The organism is Microvirga mediterraneensis, assembly GCF_013520865.1.
Taxonomy (GTDB): domain Bacteria; phylum Pseudomonadota; class Alphaproteobacteria; order Rhizobiales; family Beijerinckiaceae; genus Microvirga; species Microvirga mediterraneensis.
The window spans coordinates 402,476-429,438 of sequence record NZ_JACDXJ010000001.1 but is presented as its reverse complement, the minus strand read 5'-3'; the positions used below and the strand labels follow the sequence as shown (position 1 = coordinate 429,438).

Below are 26,963 nucleotides of genomic sequence, written 5' to 3'. Positions count from 1 at the left end.
ACCGAACCGATGTGAGCGCGCTTTAGCTTGAGGAACTCTCAAGCTGAACGAGTACGCGTTTCGTCACATGCCGGATTTCGATCCCAAACTGGGCAAGCAGCTCCCCCCGCCGCCTGCGGTGGGGAGCGAGCAGGAGGTCGGACCCGGCCAAAGCAGCACCTTGGCGAAGGAAGCCGCCACCGCCGCGTCCCATCATCCCGAAACTCCTCATTCCCCTGAAATGACCCCCAGCATCCTGCGGGAGCTGTTCCAGCTCTTTCGCGACATGCTCCGCAAAGGGAAGGGTTGGCCCATGCTCCGTCTCGGAGCGGCCATTCTCGTCATCCTGGTCGGCAACATGTTCGGGCAGGTGCGGCTCAACCAGTGGAACGGCGCCTTCTTCGACGCGGTCGAGAAGCGCGATACCTCGGCGTTCTTTCATCAGCTCCTGGTCTTCGTGGTCATCGTCGGCGTGCTCCTCGCCCTCGTGGTGGCGCAAACCTGGCTGCAGGAGCGCCTGAAGATCCGGCTCCGGCAGCGGCTGACCCAGGTGCTGCTCGACATCTGGCTCAAGCCGAACCGCGCCTACCAGATGGGCTTCATGGGCGAGAACGGCGCCCAGCCGGACCAGCGCATGCAGGAGGATTGCCGCCTCTTTTCCGAACTCTCCACGGAGCTCGGGGTCGGCATGCTGCAGGCCTTCCTGCTCCTCGTGAGCTTCATCGGCGTCCTGTGGGCCCTGTCCGGTCCGGTCAGCTTCACCCTGGGCGGGCGCGAGATCACGATCTCCGGCTACATGGTCTGGGTGGCCGTGGGCTATGCGGGGATCGGCTCCGGGCTCACCTGGCTCGTTGGCCGCCCGATGATCCGGCTGAACACGCTCCGTTATGCCCGCGAGGCCGAGCTGCGCTTCGCGCTCGTGCGCGTGAACGAGAGCGCCGAGAGCGTCGCCCTCTACAACGGAGAGCCGGACGAGCGCCGGAACCTCGACGAGTTCGTCGAGGCCGTCCTCAAGGCATCCCGGCGCCTCTCCGGCGGCCTCGCCCGCCTGACCTGGATCACCTCCGGCTACGGCTGGCTCGCCATCGTGGTGCCGATCCTGGCCGCCGCGCCGGATTACTTCGCGGGACGCCTGTCCTTCGGCGAGATGATGATGGTGGTCGGCGCCTTCAACCAGGTGCAGTCGGCCCTGCGCTACTTCGTCGACAACTTCCCGAAGATCGCCGATTGGCGCTCCGCGGTCCTGCGCGTCGCCACCTTCCGTCAGGCGGCCATCGACCTCGACGAAGTCGCGGCCGAGAGCAGCAAGATCGAGACGGGCCCTCATCCTAAGGGCTGGCTCAGCTTCGAGGGCGTCTCCATCGCGCTCAACGACGGCAGCATCCTCATCGAGGATGCGACGGCCGAGATCCAGCCTGGCGAGCGGGTGCTGATCATGGGCGAATCGGGAGCCGGCAAGAGCACGCTGTTCCGCGCGATTTCCGGCCTCTGGCCCTGGGGATCCGGCCGGATCCGCATTCCCAAGGCGGAGGAGATGATGTTCCTGCCGCAGCGGCCCTATCTGCCTTTGGGAACCTTGCGGGCCGCCATCAGCTACCCGGCCTCGCCCGAGACCTTCGACGATGCGGACGTGCGAGAAGCGCTCGAGCGCTGCGGCCTGGGCGAGTTCGTGGATATGCTCGACAAGCCTGAGCGCTGGGACCGCAGCCTGTCGCTGGGTCAGCAGCAGCGGGTGGCCTTCGCCCGCGTGCTGCTGCACCGGCCCAAATGGGTGTTCATGGACGAGGCGACCTCCGCCCTCGACGAGGAGAACCAGGCTTCCATGCTGGCCCTGTTCGAGAACGAGCTGAAGGGCGCGAGCGTCCTGTCGATCGGCCATCGACCCGGCCTGGAGGAGTTCCACACCCGCACCCTTCACATCCGCAAGACCAAGGAAGGGGCCATTCTCCTGGCCCGGCCCCGGTCACGGCAGAAGGGGGACACGTCGTCGAAGCTCGGGCCGAAATGGATCGGGCGCTTTCGCCGGAGACTGAAGCCGGACCGGAGCCGCGCATGACCCGCGGAACCGCCCCGGACAGTCCCGGCTTTTCAATCAGCGCGAAGTGCGCAACTCTTGGTCAGGGACAAACTCTTGGCCGGAGGCGAAGGCCCCCACGTCACGTTCGCAGGTAGATCCCCATGCGGCTGATCAGGTTGTATATCCGCGTTCTCGGCCAGCTCGGATCCGACATGAGGGTCGGTGCATTGCTGGCCCTGGCCAACATCGCGCTTGCGATCTCGGCCTTCGCAGAGCCGATCCTGTTCGGGCGCATCATCGACGTGCTCACCCGGGCCCAGATCCCGAATTCGTCGCCCGTGACCTTCGGCGTTCTCATGCCGCTCATCCTCGCTTGGGTGGCGTTCGGATTGTTCTCCATCGGGGCCGGCGCGCTCGTGGCGCTTCATGCGGACCGCCTTGCCCATCGCCGGCGGCTTTCCGTGGTGGCGAGCTATTTCGAGCATGTGCTCGAGCTGCCGCTCGCCTTCCACACCTCGACCCATTCGGGCCGGGTGCTGAAGGTCATGCTGGAAGGCTCCGGCGCCATGTCGTGGCTCTGGCTGGGCTTCTTCCGCGAGCATCTCTCGGCCCTCATCGCCCTCGTCGTCCTCCTGCCGCTCACCGTGTTCCTGAACTGGCGCCTGGGGCTCCTTCTCGTTGCGCTCGTGGCGGTGTTCGCGCTTCTCACCGCCATCGTGCTGCGCAAGACCGAGACCCTCCAGGGCACGGTGGAACGCTACCATTCGAGCCTTGCCGAGCATGCTTCCGATGCGCTCGGCAACGTGCCGGTGATCCAGTCGTTCACCCGCATCGAGGCCGAGAGCCGTTCGCTGCGCACGATCATTCAGCAATTGCTTCAGGCGCAGAACCCGGTGCTGTCCTGGTGGGCGCTGGCCTCCGTCGCGTCGCGCGCCTCGGCGACGATCACGGTGACGGCGATCTTCCTCATGGGCACCTGGCTGCACCTGAACGGGCTTGCCACCATCGGTGAAGTCGTCATGTTCATGAGCATGGCCACCATGCTGATCGGCCGTCTGGAGCAGGCGGTGAGCTTCATCAATCAGCTCTTCATGCAGGCGCCGAAACTGCAGGAATTCTTCGAGATCCTGGACACGACCCCGGCCGTCCACGACCGTGCCAACGCAAGGAATGTGGAGCGCTTCCGCGGCGACGTGGTCTTCGACGACGTGAGCTTCTCCTATGACGGCAAGCGCTCCGCCGTGCAGGACGTGTCGTTTGCCGTGCAGTCCGGCGAGAACGTGGCGCTCGTCGGTGCCACGGGCTCGGGCAAGTCGACCACCCTGGGCCTGCTTCATCGCGCCTTCGATCCGCAATCGGGCTGCATCCGCATCGACGACCTCGACATCCGCGACGTGACGCTCTCGTCCCTGCGGCGCAACATCGGCGTGGTGTTCCAGGAGCCGATGCTGTTCGCCCGCACCATCCGCGAGAACCTGCAGGTCGGGCGGCCCGACGCTACCGACGCGGAGATGATCGAAGCGCTGGAGCGGGCCCAGGCCATCGAGTTCATCTCGCGCCAGTCGGAAGGTCTCGACACGGTCATCGGCGAACGCGGGCGCTCCCTCTCGGGCGGCGAGCGCCAGCGCCTGTCGATCGCCCGCGCGCTCCTGAAGAACCCGCCGATCCTCATCCTCGACGAGGCGACGAGCGCGCTCGACGCCGCGACCGAGCGCAAGCTCCAGCTCGCCCTGGACGAGGTGATGAAGGGCCGCACGACCTTCGTCATCGCCCATCGCCTCGCCACCATCCGCAACGCCAACCGCATCCTCGTCTTCGATCAGGGGCGCGTGATCGAGACCGGCACCTTCGACGAGCTGGTGGCGACGGGCGGTCGCTTCGCGGAGCTTGCGAAGGCGCAGTTCATGGCCGCCGAGGAACCCCCGCCGAAGCGCGTAAGAGTGTCGGCGCACGCATGACGCAGGTTTTCGACCCGCTCACTTCGGGCATCCGCCGCCAAGTCGACGGCGTCACGCTCCATGCGGTCGAGGCGGGGCGAGAGGACGGGCCGCTCGTCATCCTGCTCCACGGCTTTCCCGAGTTCTGGTGGGGATGGCGCTACCAGATCGGCCCACTCGCGGAGGCGGGCTTTCGCGTGCTCGTGCCCGACCAGCGCGGCTACAGCCTCAGCGACAAGCCCGAGGGCCGGCGCGCCTACGATCTCGACCGGCTGGCGAAGGATGTGGTGGGTCTGGCGGATGCGCTCGGCCGCGAAAAGTTCTCCGTCGTCGGCCATGATTGGGGCGGTCTCGTCGCCTGGTGGACGGCCTCGCGCTACCCGGACCGCGTCGACAGGCTCGTCGTGCTCAACGCGCCCCATCCGGCCGTTGCCGGATCCTATATGCGGTCGCATCCGAGCCAGATGCTGCGAAGCCTCTATGTGGGGTTCTTCCAGATCCCGTTTCTGCCCGAGGCCATGCTCTCGGCCAACGGCTATCGCAGCCTCAAGGACGCGCTCCGGCGCACGAGCCGACCCGGCACTTTTTCCGCCGAGGATCTCGCGCAGTACGAGAAAGCCTGGGCGCGGCCCGGAGCGGTCACGACCATGCTGAACTGGTATCGGGCGCTGCCGTTCAAACCCGACATGAAGGATCCCACGGTCCCTGCGCCGACGCTGGTCATCTGGGGGACGCGCGACCGGTTTCTGGAGCGGGGATTGGCGGAGGCGAGCCTTGCCCTTTGTCGTTATGGCGATGTTCGCTGGATCGAGACCGCCACCCACTGGGTCCAGCACGAGGAGCCGGAGGCCGTGAATGCCGCGATGGTGGGATTCCTGAAGACTTGATCTCACTCGACCCGTGGGCGCACCAAAGCGAGCGGTGTGATCCTGAGCGCCATGATCCGGTTGCGCGACTTGCGCAGGACCTGGAATCGGAAGCCGTGGAAGGTGAAGATCTGGCCCGTGTCGGGGATGGTCTGCGCCTCGTGGATGACGAGGCCCGCGATGGTGGTCGCCTCCTCGTCCGGCAGGTTCCAGTCCATGGCGCGGTTGAGGTCGCGGATCGGCACGGAGCCGTCGACGTTCACCGAGCCGTTCGGCTGCGGCCGCACGCCCTGGACCGAGAGATCGTGCTCATCCTTGATGTCGCCGACGATCTCTTCGAGGATGTCCTCGAGGGTCACCAGACCCATCACCTCGCCGTATTCGTCGACCACGAGGGCGAAGTGGGTTTTCTTCGCCAGGAAGGCTTTCAGCTGGTCGCGGAGCGACGTGGTGTCGGGCACGAACCAGGTTTCGAGCGCGATCGCCTCGACCCTCAGCTTGCTCGCATCGCCGCCGACCGCGTCGAGAGCGCGCAGAAGGTCCTTGGCGTGGAGCACGCCGACGATGTTCTCCTGGCTCTCGCGCCAGAGCGGCATGCGGGTATAGGGCGAGGAGAGCACTTCGCGGACGATCTCTTCCGACGACAGGTCCGCGTTGATGGTGCGCATCTTGGTACGGTGGACCATGACCTCCGAGACGGTCAGGTCTTCGAGGTCGAGGAGGCCGCCCAGCATGTCGCGTTCCACCTTCGCGACGCCGCCTTCCTTGTGCAGCAGGGCCACCTGCCCGCGGATCTCCTCGCTGGCGGAGAGGATCGGCGTGTTCGCCCCGATCCTGATGCCGAAGGGGCGCAGCATGAGCCGCACGATCCGCTCGATGGCGAGCGCGAGCGGTCCCAGCAGCGCCACGGCCCATGTCATGGGCCGCGAGAGCGTGAGCGCGACGGTTTCGGGAGAGGAGATCGCGACGGTCTTCGGCAGCACCTCGGCGAAGACGATCACCAGGATCGACATGAGCACCGTGGCGTAGATCGCGCCCTCGTGGCCGAAGATCGCCACGAGCACGCTGGTGGCGAAGGCCGAGACGCCGATATTGACGATGTTGTTGCCGATCAGAACCGTGCCGATGAAGCGCTCGCGCATTTCGAGCAGGCGGTTCACCAGCTTGGCGCGCTTGTCGCCGCTCCTCTCCAGGACCAGCATGCGGGAGCGCGATGAGCCCGTGAAGGCCGTCTCGCCGGCCGAGAAGAAGGCCGAGAGCAGAAGGCAGAAGACGACGACCAGGGCCGCAAACCAGAGATCGCCGGAGGATTCTTCGATCATGAGCGTGACGGGTTGAGTTCGCTGTCCAGGAAGCCGCGGACCTTATCGGCCTCGATGCCGGGAGCGATGAAGCTCTGCCCGATGCCCCGGGCCAGGATGAAGGTCAGGGCGCCGCCCTTCACCTTCTTGTCCTGGGCCATGGCGTCGAGAAGCTCGTCGACCGTGCCGCAGCCACCGGGAACATGGGCGAGGCGCGTGGGAAGTCCAGTGGCCGACAAATGCGCTTCGACGCGCTCGGCATCCGCCGCCGGGCACAGCCCGAGCGCGGCGGAGAAGCGGAACGCGAGGGCCAGCCCGATGGCGACACCCTCCCCATGGACGAGGCGGGCGGAATCGTAAGCCGTGATCCGCTCGAGGGCATGGCCGAAGGTATGGCCCAGATTGAGCAGGGCCCGGTCGCCGTTCTCGTGCTCGTCGCGCACCACGACGGCGGCCTTGGCCCGGCAGCTCTGCGCCACGGCCTCGTCCCGCTCGGGGCCGCCGGCGAAGACGCCCTGCCAATTGGCCTCGCACCACGAAAAGAAGCGCTCATCGTCGATGAGGCCGTATTTCGCCACCTCGGCGTATCCTGCGCGCATCTCGCGGACCGGGAGCGTATCGAGGAGGGCCGTGTCGGCCAGCACCAGACTCGGCTGGTGGAACGTTCCGACGAGGTTCTTGCCGTGGCGGGAATTGATGCCGGTCTTGCCGCCGACGGAGGAATCGACCTGCGAGAGCAGGGTGGTCGGCACCTGGACGAAGCGCACGCCCCGGCGCACCACGGCGGCCGCAAAGCCCGCCAGGTCCCCGATCACGCCGCCGCCGAGCGCCACCACGAGGTCGCCGCGCTCGATCCTCGCGGCCAGCACCGCGTCGCAGACCCGTTCCAGGCTGGCATAGGACTTGGTGGCCTCGCCCGGGGGGAGCGTGACCACGGAGGCGCGCAGGCCCTGGGCTTCCAGGGCGCTCGCCAGGGCCTCGGCGTAAAGCGGCCCCACATGCTCGTCTGTCACGATGGCGGCCGCGCGGGCGCCTAGGCGCGCGATCCGCGCCCCGGCGGTCTCGATCAGGCCGCGCCCGACCAGGATGTCGTAGGCCCTGTCGCCGAGCGGGACCGGAACCGTGATGAAGGTGGGATCGTCTGTCCGGGCAGCGAGGCGCGTCATGCTTCGGCGCTTCCTTGTTTTTCGCGGGCGAGCCACTCGGCGAGCGCCTTGACGGCGTCGGCGACCACCCGGTCGTGCGGTGCCTCGTGGGAATCGATGGTGATGTCCGCCGTGGCATAGACCGGGTAGCGCAACTCCATGAGGCGGCGCATGGTGCCCTCCGGGTCCGGGTTCTGCAGCAGCGGGCGGGTCGCCCGCTTGCGGACGCGGCGCATGAGGATGTCGAGATCGGCCTTGAGCCAGAGCGAGATGCCGTGCTCGGCGATGCGCCTGCGGGTCTCCTCGTTCATGAAGGCTCCGCCGCCGGTGGCGAGCACGATCGGGCCGTCCTGCAGCAGGCGGGCGATCACGCGGCGCTCTCCGTCGCGGAAATGCTCTTCGCCGTGGATGGCGAAGATCTCGGGGATGGTCATGCCGGCCGCGGCCTCGATCTCGTGATCGGCGTCACGGAAAGGCAGCTTGAGCGCCTGCGCGAGCCTCCGGCCCACGGTGCTCTTTCCGGCGCCCATGAGCCCGACGAGCACAATCGAACGCGTGCCGAGCAGGCGGCTGACGGGATGGCCGCGCTGGCTTGCCTGGTTTTGCCCGCCGACTTCATCGAGCGAATTGAAGCGGCTGATAGTGTTCATGGGAATGTCGTAGAGCATCGGGCCAAAAAGTGGAATGCACTTTTGGGAGCTATCCGGAGCTCATTGCCCCGCAAACTCGGGCGCGGCGCCCTGTCACAAGAGCGTTATTCCGTTTTCCCCGGCAAACTTAACCGAAGTCAAGGACTTGCCTTCCCGGCCCTGGCATGGTTCTAGCGCATCGTGCGGCCCTCCGGGTCCGCTTGAACGATGCGCTGTTCACGGAGTGAGGCATCGGGGGCGACCCCAGAGGTGCAGAGCCACTTTTGGACCCGATGCCCTAGCGACCCAACGATTCAAGAGGCTCATGTGCCCACCCTGTTCCGATTTCTCTTCGTCGTCGCCGTCCTCGCTGGCCTTGGCTTTGCCGCCATGATCGCCCTGGCGACCTTGGTCCAGCCCGATCCGCGCGAGATCTCGGTTCCGGTGCATACCAGCAAGACGCCGTCGTCCTCATGAGCGGCGCGCGCCACGCCAGCCTCTTCCTCGACATGCTCGCCGCCGAGCGCGGCGCCTCCAAGAATACGCTCGACGCCTACCGGCGCGACCTAGACGATTATCTCGCTTACCTAAAGGAAACAGGCGGCCAGCCCGACAATGCGACCTCGGCTGCGATCCGGGGCTTCATGGCGAGCCTCGAGGAGCGGGGCCTGAAGGCCTCCTCGGCGGCCCGCCGGCTCTCGGCGGTGCGCCAGTTCCACAAGTTCCTCTATGTGGAAGGCTATACCCCGGCCGATCCGACGGCGGCCGTCTCGGCGCCGAAGCGGGGCAGGGTGCTTCCGAAAGTCCTCTCCGTCGCCGAGGTCGACCGCCTGCTGCAGGTGGCCTATGAGGGCGTCCGGCACCCGGAGGCCGCGCCTGCCGACCGCCTGCGGGCGGCCCGCATGGCCTGCCTGCTGGAGCTTCTCTACGCTACGGGGCTGCGCGTCTCGGAGCTGATCGCCCTGCCGAGCAGCGCCGCCAGGACCCGCGACCGCTTTCTCGTGGTGCGCGGCAAGGGCGCGAAAGAGCGGCTCGTCCCGCTCACCGACGCGGCCAGGGATGCGGCGCGCGCCTATCTGGCCCTGCTGGAGGAGCAGAAGAAAGCCGTCGGCCCCTGGCTGTTCCCGGCCGACAGCGAGACCGGCCACCTCACCCGCCAGGCCTTCGCCCGCGACCTGAAGGCTCTGGCCGGGGCGGCGGGGTTGAGGGCGGACAAAGTCAGCCCCCACGTGCTCCGCCACGCCTTCGCCAGCCACCTGCTCCAGAATGGGGCCGACCTGCGCGTGGTGCAGGAGCTGCTGGGCCATTCCGACATCTCGACGACCCAGATCTATACCCACGTGCTCGACGAGCGCCTGAAGAGCATGGTGCGCGACCTGCATCCATTGGCGGAAAGCGGGGAGGGGTAGCGATTCTCTCGCTGTCCTGGCGGGCATGACGACGCGGGTGCCATCCCCGGCGCACGCAGTGCGGGAAGGGGATCCAGGGGGCGGAGCGTGCGGGTGGTTTCCCTTCCCCTCCGCTGCGCTCCGGCCGGGAATGACATTGAGGGGTAATTACCTACCGACGCTTCAGCAGGAACACGCCCTGGTCGCCGAGCAGGTTCCAGACCCACCAGGGCAGGGTGACGCGCATGGGCTGGCCGCCGGCATTGAGCGCAACGGCCTTTTCCATCTGGGCACCGACCTCGCGGCACAGCTCCACGAAATCCCGGATGGTGCAGAAATGGATGTTCGGCGTGTCGTACCAGGAATAGGGCAGGTTCTCGGTCATGGGCATGCGGCCGCGGAAGCCGAGGTCGAAGCGCACGCGCCAATGGCCGAAATTGGGGAAGGACACGATGGCCCGGCGGCCGATGCGCAGGAGGTGCTCCAGCACGACCTTGGGGTGGCGCGTCGCCTGGATGGTCTGCGAGAGGATCACGTAATCGAAGGCATCGTCCGGATAGTCGGCCAGGTCCGTGTCCGCGTCGCCCTGGATGACCGGCAGGCCCTTGGCGAGGCACGCATTCACGCCCTCGCGCGAGATCTCGATGCCGCGCCCGTCCACGCCCTTGCGGTCGCGCAGGATGGCCAGGAGCGAGCCGTCGCCGCAGCCGATGTCGAGCACGCGGGAGCCCGGCTCGACCATGTCGGCCACCATCAGGAAGTCGAGGCGGTGCCCTGTCTCGCTGTCGGTCAGGGGCAGGGTGGCGGGCAGGCTCATGCGATCCCCCGCACCCGCGCCGCCGCATCGATGAAGCCGCGCGCGGCCGCGAACATTTCGGGCTCCTCGAGCAGGAAGGCGTCGTGGCCTTTGTCGCTCTCCACCTCGACGAAGCCGACGGAGGCCGCCGCCGCGTTGAGCGCGTGAACGATGGCCCGCGAGTCGGAGGTGGGAAAAAGCCAGTCGGAGGTGAACGAGATCACGCAGAAGCGCGTGGACGAGCCCTTGAAGGCCTTCGCAAGCGAGCCGTCGTGCTCCGCCGCGATGTCGAAATAATCCATCGCACGGGTGACGTAGAGATAGGAATTGGCGTCGAACCGTTCGACGAAGGAGATCCCCTGGTAGCGCAGGTAGCTCTCGATCTGGAAATCGGCGTCGAAGGAGAAGGTCGGGGCGCTACGGTCCTGGAAGTTGCGCCCGAACTTCCGGTGCAGGGCCATCTCGGACAGGTAGGTGATATGCGCGCCCATGCGAGCGACCGCGAGGCCCTTGGAAGGCCGCGTGCCCTCGGTCAGGTAGCGCCCGCCGCGCCAGTTGGGATCGGCCATCACGGCTTGGCGTCCGACCTCGTGGAACGCGATGTTCTGGGCGGAATGGCGGGCGGCCGTCGCAATGGGCAGGGCCGAGAACACCCGGTCGGGATAGCTCGCCGCCCATTGCAGCACCTGCATGCCGCCCATGGAGCCGCCGACGACGCAGAACAGGCTCGCGATGCCCAGCCTGTCGATCAGGGCGGCCTGCGCCCGCACCATGTCCCGGATGGTGACGACCGGGAAGTCGAGCGCATAGGGCTCGCCCGTGGCCGGGTTGATGGAGGCCGGGCCCGTGGTGCCCATGCAGCCGCCGATCACGTTGGCGCAGATCACGAAGAAGCGGTTCGTGTCCACAGGCTTGCCGGGGCCCACCATGGTCAGCCACCAGCCGGGCTTTCCCGTCACCGGGTTGTCGTTCGCCACGTGCTGGTCGCCGGTCAAGGCATGGCAGATCAGCACGGCGTTGGATTTGTCCGCGTTCAGGGTGCCGTAGGTCTGGTAGGCGATCTGCCAGGGGGCCAGAGCCACCCCGGAATCCATCATCAGGGGCTCGTCCGGGCCAAAACGCATGAGCAGGCTCGACGGGTCGTCGACCTGGCTTCGCGGTTCGGAGGACAGGGGCGCAGAGGACATCATTCAGGGGAAACGTTCGTTCTTCCGAACAACCGGTACTGCGGAGCGGCTGTCGCGTCAACGAACATAACGTCTCGCTGGGGCCTGCCAGGCCTTGGGATAAGGTTGCCGACGACCTTCCATTTTGCGGAAAGCCCGCCTCGTGGTGAGAGGCGGGCACTCAATCCTCGATCAGGCTGCGAGCGCCTGCTGGCGCAGGAATTCGGCCAGGGAAATCTCACCCTTGAACCCGCCGGTGCTGTCGGCCTTTTCTCCGCGCTCGATCGCGTGAGCGAATTGGACCGCCGGATCCGCCTCCAGCTTCTCGAAGAGGCGCTGCAAGCCGGAATAGTCGCGCCGGTCGACGACGTCGTGATATTTGGTCCAGCGGGCAACACCGATGAAATAGGCATCGGCCAATGTGCGCTGCTTGCCCAGAAGCCATTCCTTGCTCCCGAGCATCGCATTCAGGTTGGCATGGGCTTTCGTGACCTGCGCCGCCCCATAGGCTCTGAGGACATCCTTTTCGCTCCCCTCCGCGCCATGCTCGAGGGCATACCAGAGCGGGCCGAAGGCGGCGAAGAAGCTGGTGTTGAGGAATGCCAGCATCTGGTTGAGCTGATCGAACCCTGCCGTCCCCTGTGCGAAGGACAATCCCTTGTCGATGCCCCGCGCGCCGAGATGATTGAGGATCGCCATGCTCTCGCTGATCCGCTCGCCCTTGGCGGTGACCAGGGTTGGGGTTTCGCCGAGCGGATTGATCGCCCGGTAGGCGTCGCTCGTCACGACGGCGGGCATTTCGATGCGGCAGAGGCGATAGGGCTCCCCGAGCCATTCCAGGGCAACGATTGAGCCGAACGAGCATCCCGATGGAACGCCGTACATGAGGGTCTGAATCATGGTGTGTCTCCGTTCTTGATGACGTCACCACGATGCCATTGTGGACTTTAGGGCAGTAGACGGTAGATTTGAAACTCAAAGTCCACAAATGTGAACGATACGGATGAGGTTCAACTTCAACGATCTGCATGTCTTCGTCCAAGCCGTGGAGCACGGAGGTTTCGCAGCCGCCGCACGGCAGTTGAACATGCCCAAATCGACCATCAGCAAGCGCGTCGCTGAGCTCGAAGCCGATCTCGGCATTCGCCTGATCCACCGAACCTCACGCAGCTTCGTGTTGACCGATGTCGGCCGCGACTTCTACGACCACGCCCGGGCCGCCGTCATCGAGGCGCAGGCGGCCGAGAGCGTGGTGCAGCGGCGGCGGGAGGAGCCCCAGGGTCTCGTTCGGATCACCGCTTCCGTTCCGGTGGCGCAGTATCATCTTGCCGATCGTCTGCCTGCTCTTGCGCGCGCCTATCCCAAGCTGGATCTGCAGCTCCACATTACGGACCGCTTCGTCGATCTGGTTCGGGAAGGCTTCGATATCGCCATCCGAAGCCATTTCGCACCATTGCCCGATTCCGATCTTGTCCAGCGCCGGATGACGGTCGAGCGCATCAGGCTGGTCGCAGCGCCGGACTACCTGGCTCTTCGGGGCGTGCCGGAGCACCCTGAGGACATCGCTCGACATGACGGACTGTTGACGGGCCCCCCGTCAAAGACATGGCGCCTGACGAACAGAAACGGTCGGGAGGTGCAGGTCACCCCGGTATCGCGGCTCGTTGCCGATGAATCCCTGGTGCTGATGAGGGCTGCGGCTGCCGGACTTGGGATCGCATGTCTTCCGGAATCCATGTCGGCAGAGTGTGTAGAAACCGGAGAACTGACAGGGGTACTGCCGGATTGGTCCGCTGGAAGCGTGACCTCCACGATCCTGACGCCCCACCGGCGCAGCGAGCTTTCATCGGTCAGGGCCGTCATCGATTTCCTGGCCGGGACCTGATGCCTCGCAACGCCACAATGCAATCGGTGATGACAAGACCGGGCAAACCCGTCAAAGAATGGCGCCCGACCGAAGGATGCCGCGCCATGTCCGCCGAGAAGACCGCCCCCTCCCTTGCCGAGCTGCGCCAGGAGATCGATCGGATCGACGAGGCGATGCACCGGCTGCTCATGGAGCGCGGCACCATCATCGACCGGCTGATCGCCTCCAAGAAGGCCTCACAGACGGGCATAAGCTCCGCCTTCCGGCCCGGCCGCGAGGCCTCGATGATGAAGGCGCTCGCCGAGCGCCACGAGGGATTGCTGCCCCTCGACACAGTGGAGAGCATCTGGCGGGTGATCATCGGCACCTTCACCTATGTCCAGTCCAACTACTCGGTCCATGCGGACGTGTCGGGCGGGGATGCGCCCATGCGCGACTCAGCCCGGTTCCATTTTGGCTTCACGGTGCCCTACATCACCCATCCGAGCGCCGCGGCCGTGATCGAGGCGGTGGCGGCCTCCCGGGGCGATCTCGGCATCTTCCGGCTCGACCAGGGCGCGACCAGCGGCGCCTGGTGGCGGACGCTCGCCGACAAGCGCCGCCCGAAGATCATCGCGCGCCTGCCCTTCATCGAGCGGCCGGACCATCCGGCCGGAACGCCGGTCTTCGTCATCTCCAAGCCCCTGACCGACGCGGCCGTGCGGGACGTGGTGCTCTATGCGGCCCAGTTCGAGCGCTGGCACAAGGGCGCCAACGAGGCCCTGATCCAACTCGGCGGCGAGGTGGTGGCGAGCGCGGCGGATACCAACGGCCTGTCCGAGCTCATTGCCGTGCCGGGCACCGTCGAGCCCGCGCAGCTGCGCCAGTCCCTCACCCGGGCGGGCGCGAGCCTCGCGCAATTGGCCGAGATCGGCAGCCATGCCGAACGTTTCCACGTGAAATGAAATCCGACCTGCGCTAGAGCCTGTCCCATTGATCGATTGCTAGGAAGTGAAGATGTCCACCCGTCCCCAACCCCGTCCCGGCGTGATGCAGATCGACGCCTATGTGCCCGGCAAGAGCAAGGCCGCAGGGGTTGCCAAGGTCCATAAGCTCTCCTCGAACGAGACGCCCCTCGGCCCCTCGCCGCGGGCCATGGAGGCGTTCCGCGCCTTCGACCATCTCGAGCTTTATCCGGACGGCGCGGCGACGAAGCTGCGCGAAGCCATCGGGGCGAAATACGGCCTCGATCCGAGCCGCATCATCTGCGGGGCGGGATCGGACGAGCTGCTCGCCATGATCACCCATGCCTATGTGGGCCCGGGCGACGAGGGCATCTTCACCGAGCACGGCTTCCTGGTCTACCGCATCGCCATCCTGGCGGCGGGCGGCACGCCCGTCGTGGCGCCGGAAAAGGACCTGCGCACCGACGTGGACGCGATCCTGAGCCGGGTGACGGAGAAGACCAGGATCGTCTTCCTGGCCAATCCCAACAACCCGACCGGCACCTACATTCCCTTCGACGAGGTGAAGCGCCTGCATGCGGGGCTGCCGCCCCATGTGGTGCTGGTGCTCGACGCGGCCTATGCGGAATATGTCCGCCGCAACGATTACGAGTCGGGCCTCGAACTCGTCGCCACGTCGGAGAACGTGGTGATGACGCGCACCTTCTCGAAGATCTACGGCCTCGCCAACCTGCGTCTCGGCTGGATGGTGGCGCCCGCCCACATCGCCGACGCGGTCAACCGCATCCGTGGTCCGTTCAACGTCAGCGGCCCGGCCATGGCGGCCGGCATCGCGGCGATCCAGGACGAGGCTCATCTGGCCAAGGCCATCGATCACAACGAGCGCTGGCTCGCCTGGCTCACCCGCGAGATCGAGGCCCTGGGCCTCAAGGTCACGCCGAGCGTCGGCAACTTCCTGATGATCCATTTCCCGAAGGAAGCCGGCCGGACCGCGCAGGATGCCGACGCGTTCCTCTCCGGCCGCGGCCTGATCCTGCGCCGCATCGACGCTTACGGCCTGCCGAACGCGCTTCGCCTGACCGTGGGCGACGAGGAGGCGAACGGTCTCGTGGTGGCGGCCTTGCGCGATTTTCTCGGGGGCCAGCATGCCTGAGCGTCTCGGACCGCCCCGCGACACGCCGCTCTTCGAGCGCGTCGCTCTCGTCGGCCTCGGGCTGATCGGCTCGTCCATCGCCCGCGCGGCGCGTCATCTCAACCTTGCGCGCACCATCGTGGCCGTCGATGCGGGCGAGGCCGTTGTCGAACGGGTGCGGGAGCTCGGGATCGCCGACGAGGCGACCACCGACGTGGTGGCCGGCGTGCGGGATGCGGATCTCGTGATCCTCTGCGTGCCGGTGGGCGTCTGCGGGCAGGTGGCCGAGGCCATGCGCCCAGGCCTCAAGCCCGGCTGCATCGTGTCCGATGTGGGTTCGGTGAAGGCTTCCGTCATCGCGCAGGTGCAGCCGCATCTGCCCGAGGGCGTGTCGTTCGTTCCGGCTCATCCGGTGGCCGGCACGGAGCATTCGGGCCCGGATGCGGGCTTCGCGACGCTCTTCCACAACCGCTGGTGCATCCTCACGCCGCCGGAGGGCACGGACGAGGCGGCCGTCGCGCGCGTGCGCGCCTTCTGGGAGGCGATGGGCTCCAACGTCGAGGTGATGAGCGCGCAGCACCATGACCTCGTGCTCGCGATCACCAGCCACGTGCCGCACCTGATCGCCTACAACATCGTCGGCACGGCGGCGGATCTGGAGACTGTCACGCAGGGCGAGGTCATCAAGTTCTCCGCTGGCGGCTTCCGCGATTTCACCCGCATCGCGGCTTCCGATCCGACCATGTGGCGCGACGTCTTCCTGCACAACCGGGAGGCCGTGCTGGAGATGCTGGGCCGCCTCAACGAGGACATCGCGCTGCTCGCCCGCGCCATCCGCTGGGGCGAGGGCGACAAGCTTTTCGACCTGTTCACCCGCACCCGTGCCATCCGCCGCGGCATCATCTCGTCGGGCCAGGAAACCCCGGAGCCGGATTTCGGCCGCCGCCGCGAAGACAAGGCATAACAGGTACAAAAAATGGCCGGGCGCTAAGCCCGGCCATTGTCCTTATCGCGATAAGCGATCCGCTCAGTTGAGCCGCGCGCCCTCCGGCGGACGCTCCGTCGCGCCGACGGTGACGTCGCCGATCATCAGGCCCATGGGGCCCGCATGCACCGACACGGTCTCGCCGTCGTGGATCTCGCCGGACAGGATGAGCTCCGCCAGCGGATCCTGCACGTTCTTCTGGATCACGCGCTTCAGGGGACGTGCGCCGTAAGCCGGATCGTAGCCCTTGTCCGCGAGCCAGTTGCGCGCCTCCTCGTCGAGCTGCAGCACGATTTTGCGATCCTCCAGCAGCTTCTGCAGGCGACGCATCTGGATGTCGACGATCGCGCCCATCTCCGAACGCTTCAGCCGGTGGAACAGGATGATCTCGTCCACGCGATTGAGGAATTCGGGCCGGAAATGCGACCGCACCACGCTCATGACCTCGTCGCGCACCGCATCCGTGTCCTGGCCCTCGGGCTGGTTCACCAGATATTCGGCGCCGAGATTCGACGTCATGATGATCAACGTGTTGCGGAAGTCCACCGTGCGGCCCTGGCCGTCCGTGAGGCGTCCGTCGTCGAGCACCTGCAGCAGGACGTTGAACACGTCCGGATGCGCCTTCTCGATCTCGTCGAACAGAACCACCTGATAAGGCCTGCGGCGCACGGCTTCCGTCAGAGCGCCGCCTTCCTCGTAGCCCACATAGCCGGGAGGCGCGCCGATGAGCCGGGCGACCGAGTGCTTCTCCATGTATTCCGACATGTCGATGCGCACGAGCGCGGTCTCGTCGTCGAACAGGAAGCTCGCCAGCGCCTTCGTCAGCTCGGTCTTGCCGACGCCCGTGGGGCCGAGGAACATGAACGAGCCGATGGGCCGGTTCGGGTCCTGCAATCCTGCACGGGCACGGCGCACGGCGGTCGACACGGCGGTGACGGCCTCGGCCTGTCCGACGACGCGCTTCGCCAGATCCTGCTCCATGTGCAGCAGCTTCTCGCGCTCGCCTTCGAGCATCTTGTCGACGGGCACGCCGGTCCAGCGCGAGACGACCTGCGCCACGTGGTCGGGCGTCACAGCCTCTTCCATCAGGCCGCCGCCATCGGCACGCGCCTCGACTTCGGACAGCTGCTTTTCGAGACCCGGAATGACCCCGTAGGACAATTCGCCCGCCTTCGCCCAATCACCGCCACGCTGCGCGGCGGCGAGCTGGTTGCGCGCCTCTTCGAGCTTCTTCTTGAGGTCGGCGGCTGTGCCGAGCTTGTCCTTCTCGGCCTTCCAGCGTGTAGTGATCGCGGCCGACTGCTCTTCCAGGTCCGCAAGCTCCTTCGAGAGGCGCTCGAGACGGTCCTTGGACGCATTGTCGGTTTCCTTCTTCAACGCCTCTTGCTCGATCTTGAGACGCACGATCTCACGGTCGATGTTGTCGAGCTCCTCGGGCTTCGAATCCACCTGCATGCGCAGGCGCGAAGACGCCTCGTCGACGAGGTCGATGGCCTTGTCGGGCAGGAAGCGGTCGGTGATGTAGCGGTTCGACAGCGTGGCGGCGGCCACGAGGGCCGAGTCGGTGATGCGCACGCCGTGATGCTGCTCGTACTTCTCCTTCAGGCCGCGCAGGATCGACACGGTGTCCTCCACCGTGGGCTCGCTCACGAAGACCGGCTGGAAACGACGGGCCAGCGCCGCGTCCTTCTCCACGTGCTTGCGGTACTCGTCGAGCGTGGTCGCGCCGACGCAGTGCAGCTCGCCGCGCGCGAGCGCGGGCTTCAGGAGGTTCGACGCATCCATGGCGCCGTCGGCTTTGCCCGCGCCGACGAGCGTGTGCATCTCGTCGATGAACAGGATGATGCCGCCCTCCGCCGAGGTCACTTCCTGCAGCACGGCCTTCAGGCGCTCCTCGAACTCGCCGCGATATTTCGCGCCGGCGATGAGCGCGCCCATGTCGAGGGCGAGCAGCTGCTTGTCCTTCAGGGATTCCGGCACGTCGCCGTTGACGATGCGCAGCGCCAAGCCTTCGACGATGGCGGTCTTGCCGACGCCGGGCTCGCCGATGAGCACCGGGTTGTTCTTGGTGCGGCGCGACAGGACCTGGATCGTGCGGCGGATTTCCTCGTCGCGACCGATCACCGGATCGAGCTTGCCGTCGCGCGCCGCTTCCGTCAGATCGCGCGCGTATTTCTTCAACGCATCATAGGCGTTCTCAGCCGTCGCGTTGTCGGCGGTGCGACCCTTGCGAAGCGCATTGATGGCGGTGTTCAGCCCCTGGGCCGTCACGCCAGCCTGGGCCAGGATCTTGCCCGCTTCCGTGTCCTTCTCGACGGCGAGCGCCAGCAGCATCCGCTCGACGGTGACGAAGGAATCGCCCGCCTTCTCGGCTGCTTTCTCAGCGGTGTCGAAGAAGCGCATCAGCTCGCGCGTGGCCTGCGGCTGCGAAGCCGAGCCGGAGACTTTGGGCTGCTTCGCGAGCCATTGCTCGATGGCCGCATGGGCGTCGCGGGAGCGGCCGCCGGCCCGGTCGATCAGACCGGCGCACAGGCCCTCCGGATCGTCGAGCAGAACTTTCAGGATATGGCCGGGAGCGAGCTGCGGGTGGCCTTCGCGCACGGCGAGGTTCTGCGCCGCCTGAACGAAGCCCCGGGCACGCTCGGTATACTTTTCGAAATTCATTCTCATCCCTCCTCGGATCCGCCCGCCCTCCTTGAGGCACAGGCCGATCCTGCGATGTCGGACCCCCTTCTGGAGCATCCGCAAACCTAAGGTGGGTGCATTGATCAGGAACAACAAGAGGGGGAACCGGCATGTCCTCCTGGCATTGACCCAGCAACACTTTGAGGAGGTTCCCATGACGCGCGACCCGCGCTCAGAAGCCGAGAAAGCCCGCGCCGACTTGGCCCGCAATGCGGAGCTTGGCCTTGCGGTTCCGGAAAGCCCGGTCGAGGAGGGGCCGTCGGTCACGCCGGAAACCTTCGGCGACACCACGGAGAACGGGCGGGTGCCCCCCTTGCCCGGCCAGACGTCCGCCGAAGCCGAAGCGAGCCGGGATATCGGTGATTCCACCGGAAGCATCGCCACGTCCCGGGACATTCCGGTCGATCCCAACCACGTGAAAGCCCCTCCGACCCACCGCAGCGACGAAGAAGACGGCGTGCTCACCCGCGCCAAGGAGTAATCTATGATGGCCTTATCCGATTTGATCTCCCGCCTCAGCCCCAAGAAGCGCAAGGCCGAACAGGCCGAGAAGGCGCGCGAGGAGCTGAAGGCCAATGCCGAGAAGGCCCTGCGCATGAAGCAGGAGGCCGGCCCGCAAACGAACATTCCCGAGCATCAGACGTCCCACGAGGGCATGCATCAGGATCTGCACCGGGTGGAGGTGGACGCGACCCGCGGCCGCGAAGCCGGCTTCACCCCCCAGCTCAAGCGCTCGAAGGTGGCCCGTTCCGGCGATGCTTCGTAAGTGTTGCGGTTGCGCTCAAGAGAAAGCCCTGCCGTTTCGGCGGGGCTTTTTTGTTTGTAGCCCCGGTGTCATCCCCGGCGAGCGCAGCGAGGGAAGGGGATCCATGATCAAGCGATGAACTATGGATTCCCTTCCTCTCCGCGACGCTCCGGCCGGGAATGACAATGAGGTCGGCGCTCTGTCATCCCCTTGCCCCGCATCGCCGCGCCCCTTATCGCTACGCCATGAGCATCCGCATCGCTTCCCTCCAGCGCTATCCGGTCAAGGGCCTGTCGCCCGAGCCGCTGACCCAGGTCACCCTCACGAAGGGCGATTACTTTCCCGGCGACCGGCTGTTCGCCGTCGAGAACGGCCCGGCCGGGTTCGATCCGGACAACCCGCAGCACCAGCCCAAGATCAAGTTCCTGATGCTGATGCGCAACGAGAGCCTGGCGCGGCTCAAAACCCGTTATCTCGATTCGATCACGACCCTCTTCATCGAGCAGGGCGGGCGCGAGGTGGCGCGGGGCGATCTCTCGACAAAGGAAGGGCGGCTCGCCATCGAGGCGTTCTTCCGCCGCTTCATGTCCAAGGAGCTGCGCGGCGCCCCGAAGCTGCTCACGGCTCCGCCGGGCTTCCGCTTCACGGATTCCCGGCGCGGCTTCGTCTCGCTGATCAACCTCGCGAGCGTGCGCGCGCTGGAGAATGTGGTCGGCTCGGCCGTCGACCCGCTGCGCTTTCGCGGCAACATCCACATCGATGGGCTCGACCCCTGGTCGGAGTTCGACCTCGTCGGCCAGGTGCTGACCACGCCCTCGGGCGCGCGCCTGAAGGTGACCAAGCGCATCGAGCGCTGCGCCGCCACCAACGTGGATCCGCAGACGGGGATTCGCGACCTGCAGATCCCCAAGAGCCTCATGGCGGCCTATGGCCATTTCGACTGCGGCATCTATGCCGAGGTCCTGGACGGGGGAACCCTCGAAATCGGCGAGGACCTGGAGGCGGAGCAGACGATGCTCGCGCTGTGATCTTCTTTCCATGGTGAAAGCGTGGATGGTGCCACGCTGTCATCCCCGGCGCACGAAGTGTGGGAAGGGGATCCACGATCAAGCGCTGAACTATGGATTCCCTTCCCCTCCGCTGCGCTCCGGCCGGGAATGACACCCTCTCACGTCATCACCGGCCTTGGCCGGTGTCTCGATTGATTGAAGCGCCGAAGTTCATCGTATCGGGATGGCCGGCACAAGGCCGGCCATGACGGGGTGGATATCATCCCCCGATAAGAACCCAGGCAACAAAAAGGGAGGGCAAAGCCCTCCCTTTCCGTATCATCTGCAATGAAGCCTTACTCGGCGGCCGGGGTCTCGGCCGGATCGGGTGCGAAGCCGGCTTTCTCGGCATTGGCCGCGTCGAGCATCTCCTGGCGGGTGCGGCGGCGGCGACGCGGGCGGGGAGCCTCCTCGTCATTGGCCGCTTCCTGCACCACCGGAGGGGCGGGCGGGGCCTCTTCGACCGCGACCGGGGGAGCCGGGGCGCGGACCGGGTTCGTCAGGAAGGCAGGCAGGGTGCCCTGCTCGGGCGCCTCGGCCTCGTCGCGGCGGCGATCCCGCTGGAAGCGCTCACGGCGCTCGGGACGCTCGCCACGATCGAAGCGGTCGTTCCGCTCCTGGCGTTCCGGCCGGTCGCCCCGGTCGCCGCGCTCGAAGCGGGCCGGGCGCTCGCTGCGCTCGCCGTCCTGGCGGGCCTCGTAGGGCAGCTCGTCCTGCCGCTGCGAATCCTGCCGCTGGTTATCCTGGCGCTGGTAATCCTGACGCGGGCCCCGGTCGCGCTGGAAGCGCTCGCGACGGTCGCCGCGATCCGGACGATCGCCGCGATCCTGGCGGTCGTTCCGATCCTGCCGGTCGCCGCGATCTCCGCGGTCCTGCCGGTCGTAGCGGGAGGGACGGTCGTTGCGCTCGCTGCGGGATTCGTAAGGCTGCGGCTGGGAGCCGAAATCCTGATCGTCGCCGTTGCCGAAATCCTGGCCGCCGGAGCGGTCGAAGCCCTGGCGCTCGCCCTGGGCGAAGCCGTCGTCCTCGCCGCCTTCCTCATCGAAGGGCCGCTGCTGGTAGCCGTACTGCTCGCGCAGCTGCTCCTGGGCGGCCGCGATGATGCGGAAATAATGCTCGGCGTGCTGGAAATAGTTCTCGGCCGCCACCGGGTCGCCGCTCGATTGCGCGTCGCGGGCGAGCTGGCTGTATTTCTCGGCGATATGCTGAGCCGTGCCACGGATCTTCACGTCCGGGCCGTTCGACTCATAGCTCTTCGTCAGGGGATTGGGCCCCTTGTTGTTGCGGTTGTTGTTGTTACGACCGCGCATCCGCCTGTTTTGTCCTGGTCTCATCGTTCGCTCTACGAGCCTCGCTGGTTCTTCATGCCCACGCGATATGCAAGCCAATATTCACCGAACGGGCTCAACGCCCACCGTTCGCGTGGCAACCGTCTGACATTCAGCCATAGCCTGTCGAGGCTTCCGGCCATCCTTCAGTGTCGGGTTCAGGTGATCGCGCCAGGCTGTTTCTGTTTCAAAAGCCCCTGCCTGCGCGATTGATATCGTTTGGTCTTCCGGCATGTCCCCGAGGGACTACCGATTTGTTTAGACCGAGGACGATCTCTAGACCCGAATCTAGCGGGTTCCTTCCGGTCCAACAAGGGGTAATTCCGACTTTATCCCGCTCCTGGACGCAAAAGACGCATCCGGTCCATCACGATCGCTTCATGGCGATGCAGCGGGGGTTCCCTGATAGATCGTGGGCGACCCGCAGGATTTCAAGGCCATGAGCCGCCGCCAGGCCGGTTAAATCCTCCTCCTGGTCGTAGCCGATCTCCACCACGACCAGGCCTCCGGGCTCGAGCAATCGCTTGGCTTCGCTGAGGATGATCCGATAGGGCTCCAGGCCGTCGGGGCCGCCGTCGAGGGCAAGCCTCGGATCGTGCTCCCGCACCTCCTCGGCGAGACCCGGGATCACCCCGGAGGCGATATAGGGCGGGTTGGAGACGATGAGGTCGAAGGGCCCCGAAACCGCGTCGGCCCAGCGGGAGAGGGCGAAACGGCTGCGGTCGCCGACCCCGTTCTCGGCCGCATTGGCCCGGGCCGTCGCGAGGGCTCCGAAGGACAGGTCGATCCCGAGGCCCGTGGCATTGGGCAGCTCGTGAAGGAGCGCCACCAGGATGCAGCCCGATCCGGTGCCGAAATCCACGATCCGGAGGGGGGGCCGCCGGTCCGGGATCAGGTCGAGGGCGGTCTCGACCAATGTTTCCGTGTCGGGCCGGGGCACCAGGGTCTCGGGGGAGAGGCGAAAGGGCAGGCCCCAGAACTCGCGCGTGCCGACGATCCGGGCGACCGGCTCATGGGCGAGGCGCCTTCGGGCGAAGGCCGCGAGAATCTCGGCCTCGTCGGCCGACAGGGGAACATCCGGCCGGGTGATCAGGTCGGTCGCCGGGATCCCCAGGGCCGCGAGAAGGAGAAGACGGGCGTCGAGCGCCGCGGTCTCGAACCCGGCCTCGGTAAGGGTCCGGCGCAGGTCTCTCAGGGCTTCAGCGCGGGTCGTCAAGGCTTCGGCCCTGCCGATAGCGTTCGAGCCGCTCCTCCAGGGTGCCGGTGTGCAGCTCGAACAGGTGGTTGTCCTCGTCGTAAAAGTACAACGAACGGCCCTCGCCCTCGACCCTCGGGCGGGACTCGCGGATCTCCAGCCCCAGTGCCTCGATCCGGGCCCGGTATTCCCCGACGGAAGAGGCCGGAATCTTGAACGCGATGTGGTTGTAGGTGCGGGCCGGGAGGCTCTCGCCCTCCATCACGGCGATCCAGACCCCGCCCACATCGAAGAACTTTTCCCGCGACAGGGAGAAGGTCTCGTCCCCGGAGGCGTAGATTTCCCGGCCGTTCAGGGCGCCTTCGACGATGGCGGTCATGCGGTCGAGGTCGCGGGTGATGAGCGTGATGTGGCTTAAGCCCTCGATCATGCCGCCTGGTCCTGGTCCGCGAGCTGGGCGGCCTGGTGCTCGGTGATCAGGGCGTCGATCAGCTCGTCCAGGGCATTGCCGGCGATCACCTCCTCCAGCTTGTAGAGGGTCAGGTTGATCCGGTGGTCGGTCACGCGGCCTTGCGGGAAGTTGTAGGTGCGGATGCGCTCGGAGCGGTCGCCGGAGCCGACCTGGGCCTTGCGGTCGGCCGCGCGGGCGGCGTCCTTGGCGGTGCGCTCGGCGTCGTAAAGGCGGGCGCGCAGCAGCGCCATGGCGCGCGCACGGTTCTTGTGCTGGGAGCGCTCGTCCTGGACGAACACCACCGTGCCGGTCGGGATATGGGTGATCCGGATCGCCGATTCGGTCTTGTTCACGTGCTGGCCGCCGGCTCCCTGCGCCCGCATGGTGTCGATCTTCAGGTCCGCGTCGTTGAGAACGATGTCCACGTCCTGGGCCTCCGGCAGCACGGCCACGGTGGCCGCCGAGGTGTGGATGCGGCCTTGGGTCTCCGTGTCCGGCACGCGCTGGACCCGGTGGACGCCGCTCTCGAACTTGAGCCTTGCGAAGACCCCGCGTCCCTTGATCTCGGCCACCACTTCCTTGTAGCCGCCGGCCGTGCCCTCGCTCTCGGACACGATCTCGACCTTCCATCCCTTCAGGTCGGCGTAGCGGGTATACATGCGCAGCAGGTCGCCGGCGAAGAGGGCGGCCTCGTCGCCGCCGGTGCCGGCGCGGATTTCCAGGATGGCGCTCTTCTCGTCCGCCTCGTCCTTGGGCAGGAGCATGATGCGCAGGTCCTGCGCGGCCTTCTCCAGGTCCTCGCGGGCCTGGGGCAGCTCGTCCTCGGCCAGCGAGCGCATCTCGGCATCGGTAGAGGCGTCGTCGATGAGGGCCTGGAGGCCGTTCAGGTTGTCCTCCATGGCCCGGTAGGCCCGGATGGCGGACACGACGCCGTCGAGCTCGGCGAGCTCGCGGGAGAGGGCGACGAAGGTTTCGGGATCGGGACCTGCATTGAGCGTCGCCGTGATGATGTCATGGCGGGCAAGAATGGCGTTCAGGCGATCGGAGGGAGGCGCAATCGACATCAGACCGGAATACCACGGGTTTCCGCAAAATGGGCAAGCTTCGGACGCAGCGTTTCGCCGCCCCCGGCATTCTTCAGCTCCTCGCGGATCAGGGCGCTGAGTTCCGCGACGTTCATTTCCAACAGCATGGCCTTCACCGGGCCGATGGAAGCCGGCGACATGGAGAGCGACCGGAAGCCGAGGCCGATCAGGGCCATGGCCTCGAGGGGACGCCCGCCGATCTCGCCGCAGACGGTCGCGACGCAGCCGGTGGCCTGGGCCTGCTCGGCCACCATGTTGAGGGCACGCAGCATGGGGGCGCTCAGGGGGTCGAAGCGGTCCGCCACGCGCCGGTTCTCACGGTCGCTGGCGAAGAGGAACTGCATCAGGTCGTTCGTGCCGAGCGAGATGAAATCGGCGCTCTCGCAGATCTCCTCCAGCTGGAACAGGAGCGAGGGCACCTCCAGCATGACGCCGAGCTTCAGGTCCGACGGCAGCGGATGGCCGTGATTGGCGAGATGCGCCTTCTCCCGCTCGACGATCTGCTTGGCACGCTCGAACTCGTCGCAGGTCGCCACCATGGGGAACATGATCTTGAGCGGGCGCCCGGCCGCGGCCTTGAGGAGGGCGCGGACCTGGGCGCGCAGCAGGCCCGGACGGTCGAGGCCGATGCGGATCGCCCGCCAGCCGAGCGCCGGGTTCTCCTCCTCGACGGATTGCATGTAGGGCAGGATCTTGTCGCCGCCGATATCGAGGGTGCGGAAGGTGACGGGCCGCCCGCCCGCCTCCGCGAAAACGGTGCTGTAGAGCGCCTGCTGCTCGGAGGCCGAGGGCATCCGCTCGGCGATCATGAACTGCAGCTCGGTGCGGAACAGGCCGACGCCCGCGGCCCCGGTCTCGTCCAGGTGCGGCAGGTCGACCACGAGGCCGGCATTGATCTGCAGGGTGATCTCGACCCCGTCCTTGGTGACGGAGGGCACGTCGCGCAGCTTGAGGTACTGCTCCTGCCGGCGGGCGCGAAGGCGCGCCTTCTCGGCATAGGCCGCCTCCACGTCGGGATTGGGCCTGATCTGCACGTCGCCGGCCGCGCCGTCGACGATGATCGCGTCGCCCTGTTCCGTCAGGGAGGTGGCGTTCGACACCTCGCCCACGGCGGGAATCCCGAGGGCGCGGGCCACGATGGCGATGTGGCTCGTCGGCCCGCCCTCCTCGAGCACGAGGCCGCGCAGGCGCGAGCGGTCGTAATCGAGGAGCGCCGCCGGACCCATGGACCGGGCCACCAGGATGGCGTTCTCGGGCAGGTGCTTGCGCTCGACCACCAGGTTGCGCCCCACGAGGCGGTGCAGCAGGCGGTTGGCGAGGTCGTCGAGATCGTGCAGGCGCTCGCGCAGGTACGGGTCGGTCTGGCGCAGCATGCGGGCCCGGTTGTCGGACTGCACCCGCTCGACGGCGGCCTCCGCCGTCAGGCCGGAGGTCACGGCCTCGCGCATGCGCCGGAGCCAGCCCTGGTCGTGGGCGAACATGCGGAAGGTCTCCAGGACCTCCCGGTGCTCCCCGTGATGGGCCACGTCGCCGCGCTCGATCAGCTCGTCGATGGACAGGCGCACCTCGGCGATGGCCGAATCGAGCCGCTGGAGCTCCGCCTCGATGTTCTCGGCGATGAGGTTCTTGACGACCACGCGGGGCTCGTGGAGCACCACATGGCCCAGGCCCACGCCGTCGGCCAGCGCAACGCCCTTCTGGTAGACGGGACGGCGGAGCGCGATGCCGGTATCCACGGGCGCCAGGGCCTGCAGCTCGCCTGTGGCGAGCATCTCGGCCACCACCATGGCGGTGGTCTGGAGCGCCTCGACCTCTTCCTCGGTATAGATGCGGTAGGTGCGGTTCTGGACGACCAGGACGCCCAGGGTATTGCCGGCGCGCAGCAGCGGCACGCCCAGGAAGGCGTGGTAGATCTCTTCGCCGGTCTCCGGCTTGTAGGAGAAGGACGGGTGGCTTTGCGCGTCGGACAAGGCCAGGGGCTCGGCCGTGGAGGCGATGAGGCCGACAAGACCCTCGCCCGAGCGCATGATGGTGAGGTGGACGGCTTCCCGGTTCAGGCCCTCGGTGGCGAACAGCTCGAGCACCCCGTCGCCGCGCATCACGTAGACGGAGCATACCTCCGCCACCATGTTGGCGGCGATCTGCGTGACGATCTTGTCAAGGCGGTCCTGCGCCCCGACCGGCTCCGCCATGATCTCGCGGAGGCGGCGCAGCAGAAGGCGCGGACCGCCGGGAGCACTTGGCATGAGCTACAGTTCCCGTCCTTCGTGAGC

24 protein-coding genes are annotated in these 26,963 nt (G+C 66.8%); 12 read left to right on the top strand and 12 right to left on the bottom strand.

The features are described from left to right. Nucleotides 1-67: 67 nt before the first annotated feature. From H0S73_RS01995 to H0S73_RS01985, 3 genes are all read left to right on the top strand, one after another. The gene (locus H0S73_RS01995; protein WP_181050586.1) at nucleotides 68-2,035 is read left to right on the top strand and encodes an ABC transporter ATP-binding protein/permease; all 1,968 of its coding nucleotides are present in this window, start codon (nucleotides 68-70) and stop codon (nucleotides 2,033-2,035) included. Between the two features lie 122 nt (nucleotides 2,036-2,157). Beyond that, complete coding sequence (locus tag H0S73_RS01990; protein ID WP_181050585.1) at nucleotides 2,158-3,954, top strand: glucan ABC transporter ATP-binding protein/ permease; 1,797 nt, start codon at nucleotides 2,158-2,160, stop codon at nucleotides 3,952-3,954. Continuing rightward, a complete protein-coding gene (locus H0S73_RS01985; RefSeq protein ID WP_181050584.1) occupies nucleotides 3,951-4,820 on the top strand; it encodes an alpha/beta fold hydrolase in 870 nt (289 codons plus the stop codon). Before H0S73_RS01990 ends, H0S73_RS01985 begins: the two co-directional genes overlap by 4 nt. A gap of 2 nt (nucleotides 4,821-4,822) precedes the next feature. Here H0S73_RS01985 and H0S73_RS01980 read toward each other — a convergent pair whose 3' ends face one another. Genes H0S73_RS01980 through H0S73_RS01970 form a run of 3 tightly spaced genes read right to left on the bottom strand, consistent with a single transcriptional unit; the run spans nucleotide 4,823 to nucleotide 7,895 of the window. Further along, complete coding sequence (locus H0S73_RS01980; RefSeq protein WP_181050583.1) at nucleotides 4,823-6,121, bottom strand: HlyC/CorC family transporter; 1,299 nt, start codon at nucleotides 6,119-6,121, stop codon at nucleotides 4,823-4,825. After that, a complete protein-coding gene (gene aroB / locus H0S73_RS01975) occupies nucleotides 6,118-7,266 on the bottom strand; it encodes a 3-dehydroquinate synthase (protein ID WP_181050582.1) in 1,149 nt (382 codons plus the stop codon). The genes H0S73_RS01980 and aroB overlap by 4 nt, the downstream gene beginning before the upstream one ends. Next, nucleotides 7,263-7,895 carry a shikimate kinase gene (locus H0S73_RS01970; RefSeq protein WP_246388701.1) on the bottom strand — a complete coding sequence of 211 codons (633 nt, stop codon included), beginning with the start codon at nucleotides 7,893-7,895 and terminating at the stop codon, nucleotides 7,263-7,265. Before H0S73_RS01970 ends, aroB begins: the two co-directional genes overlap by 4 nt. Nucleotides 7,896-8,201: 306 nt before the next feature. On the opposite strand from H0S73_RS01970, the gene H0S73_RS01965 reads away from it, so the two are divergent. Together H0S73_RS01965 and xerD are read left to right on the top strand one after the other, a co-directional pair. Further along, on the top strand, nucleotides 8,202-8,351 hold the full coding sequence (locus tag H0S73_RS01965; protein ID WP_181050580.1) for a histidine kinase: 150 nt from the start codon (nucleotides 8,202-8,204) through the stop codon (nucleotides 8,349-8,351). Continuing rightward, a complete protein-coding gene (gene xerD, locus H0S73_RS01960; protein WP_181050579.1) occupies nucleotides 8,348-9,283 on the top strand; it encodes a site-specific tyrosine recombinase XerD in 936 nt (311 codons plus the stop codon). The genes H0S73_RS01965 and xerD overlap by 4 nt, the downstream gene beginning before the upstream one ends. Nucleotides 9,284-9,434: 151 nt before the next feature. On the opposite strand, the gene metW is transcribed toward xerD, so the two are convergent. The 3 genes from metW to H0S73_RS01945 all read right to left on the bottom strand — a co-directional run bounded on the left by metW (nucleotide 9,435) and on the right by H0S73_RS01945 (nucleotide 12,124). Then, the gene (gene metW / locus H0S73_RS01955; protein WP_181050578.1) at nucleotides 9,435-10,079 is read right to left on the bottom strand and encodes a methionine biosynthesis protein MetW; all 645 of its coding nucleotides are present in this window, start codon (nucleotides 10,077-10,079) and stop codon (nucleotides 9,435-9,437) included. Continuing rightward, nucleotides 10,076-11,248 carry a homoserine O-acetyltransferase MetX gene (gene metX / locus H0S73_RS01950; RefSeq protein ID WP_202049765.1) on the bottom strand — a complete coding sequence of 391 codons (1,173 nt, stop codon included), beginning with the start codon at nucleotides 11,246-11,248 and terminating at the stop codon, nucleotides 10,076-10,078. Before metX ends, metW begins: the two co-directional genes overlap by 4 nt. Nucleotides 11,249-11,416: 168 nt before the next feature. After that, on the bottom strand, nucleotides 11,417-12,124 hold the full coding sequence (locus H0S73_RS01945; RefSeq protein ID WP_181050577.1) for a glutathione S-transferase family protein: 708 nt from the start codon (nucleotides 12,122-12,124) through the stop codon (nucleotides 11,417-11,419). Nucleotides 12,125-12,227: 103 nt separating this feature from the next. Between H0S73_RS01945 and H0S73_RS01940 the strand changes: the two genes are divergently transcribed. The 4 genes from H0S73_RS01940 to H0S73_RS01925 all read left to right on the top strand — a co-directional run bounded on the left by H0S73_RS01940 (nucleotide 12,228) and on the right by H0S73_RS01925 (nucleotide 16,131). Next, nucleotides 12,228-13,109, top strand: coding sequence for a LysR substrate-binding domain-containing protein (locus H0S73_RS01940; RefSeq protein ID WP_181050576.1), 882 nt, complete (start codon nucleotides 12,228-12,230; stop codon nucleotides 13,107-13,109). 86 nt (nucleotides 13,110-13,195) lie between these two features. Continuing rightward, a complete protein-coding gene (locus H0S73_RS01935) occupies nucleotides 13,196-14,035 on the top strand; it encodes a chorismate mutase (protein WP_181050575.1) in 840 nt (279 codons plus the stop codon). Nucleotides 14,036-14,087: 52 nt separating this feature from the next. Further along, a complete protein-coding gene (locus tag H0S73_RS01930) occupies nucleotides 14,088-15,188 on the top strand; it encodes a pyridoxal phosphate-dependent aminotransferase (RefSeq protein WP_202049764.1) in 1,101 nt (366 codons plus the stop codon). Then, nucleotides 15,181-16,131, top strand: a complete 951-nt coding sequence (locus H0S73_RS01925) for a prephenate/arogenate dehydrogenase family protein (RefSeq protein ID WP_181050573.1) — start codon at nucleotides 15,181-15,183, stop codon at nucleotides 16,129-16,131. The genes H0S73_RS01930 and H0S73_RS01925 overlap by 8 nt, the downstream gene beginning before the upstream one ends. A gap of 63 nt (nucleotides 16,132-16,194) precedes the next feature. On the opposite strand, the gene clpB is transcribed toward H0S73_RS01925, so the two are convergent. Continuing rightward, the gene (gene clpB / locus H0S73_RS01920; RefSeq protein WP_181050572.1) at nucleotides 16,195-18,816 is read right to left on the bottom strand and encodes an ATP-dependent chaperone ClpB; all 2,622 of its coding nucleotides are present in this window, start codon (nucleotides 18,814-18,816) and stop codon (nucleotides 16,195-16,197) included. A 175-nt stretch (nucleotides 18,817-18,991) separates the two neighbouring features. Between clpB and H0S73_RS01915 the strand changes: the two genes are divergently transcribed. The 3 genes from H0S73_RS01915 (at nucleotide 18,992) to H0S73_RS01905 (ending at nucleotide 20,610) form a co-directional block, all read left to right on the top strand. After that, complete coding sequence (locus H0S73_RS01915; RefSeq protein ID WP_181050571.1) at nucleotides 18,992-19,318, top strand: hypothetical protein; 327 nt, start codon at nucleotides 18,992-18,994, stop codon at nucleotides 19,316-19,318. 6 nt (nucleotides 19,319-19,324) lie between these two features. Next, complete coding sequence (locus tag H0S73_RS01910; RefSeq protein WP_181050570.1) at nucleotides 19,325-19,603, top strand: hypothetical protein; 279 nt, start codon at nucleotides 19,325-19,327, stop codon at nucleotides 19,601-19,603. 224 nt (nucleotides 19,604-19,827) lie between these two features. Continuing rightward, complete coding sequence (locus H0S73_RS01905; protein WP_425488209.1) at nucleotides 19,828-20,610, top strand: MOSC domain-containing protein; 783 nt, start codon at nucleotides 19,828-19,830, stop codon at nucleotides 20,608-20,610. A 317-nt stretch (nucleotides 20,611-20,927) separates the two neighbouring features. Here the strand turns inward: H0S73_RS01905 and H0S73_RS01900 are convergent, their stop codons facing one another. The 5 genes from H0S73_RS01900 to ptsP all read right to left on the bottom strand — a co-directional run bounded on the left by H0S73_RS01900 (nucleotide 20,928) and on the right by ptsP (nucleotide 26,936). Next, entirely contained in the window at nucleotides 20,928-21,965 is a 1,038-nt protein-coding gene (locus H0S73_RS01900; protein WP_246388699.1) for a DUF4167 domain-containing protein, read from the bottom strand. A 361-nt stretch (nucleotides 21,966-22,326) separates the two neighbouring features. Further along, the gene (gene prmC, locus H0S73_RS01895) at nucleotides 22,327-23,175 is read right to left on the bottom strand and encodes a peptide chain release factor N(5)-glutamine methyltransferase (protein ID WP_181050568.1); all 849 of its coding nucleotides are present in this window, start codon (nucleotides 23,173-23,175) and stop codon (nucleotides 22,327-22,329) included. Continuing rightward, nucleotides 23,159-23,584: a FosX/FosE/FosI family fosfomycin resistance hydrolase gene (gene fosX / locus H0S73_RS01890; protein WP_181050567.1), complete on the bottom strand. Its 426-nt coding sequence runs from the start codon at nucleotides 23,582-23,584 to the stop codon at nucleotides 23,159-23,161. Before fosX ends, prmC begins: the two co-directional genes overlap by 17 nt. Further along, nucleotides 23,581-24,669 (bottom strand): peptide chain release factor 1, encoded by a 1,089-nt coding sequence (gene prfA / locus H0S73_RS01885; protein WP_181050566.1) that lies wholly within the window; start codon nucleotides 24,667-24,669, stop codon nucleotides 23,581-23,583. The genes fosX and prfA overlap by 4 nt, the downstream gene beginning before the upstream one ends. Continuing rightward, entirely contained in the window at nucleotides 24,669-26,936 is a 2,268-nt protein-coding gene (gene ptsP / locus H0S73_RS01880; RefSeq protein WP_181050565.1) for a phosphoenolpyruvate--protein phosphotransferase, read from the bottom strand. Before ptsP ends, prfA begins: the two co-directional genes overlap by 1 nt. Nucleotides 26,937-26,963 lie beyond the last annotated feature (27 nt).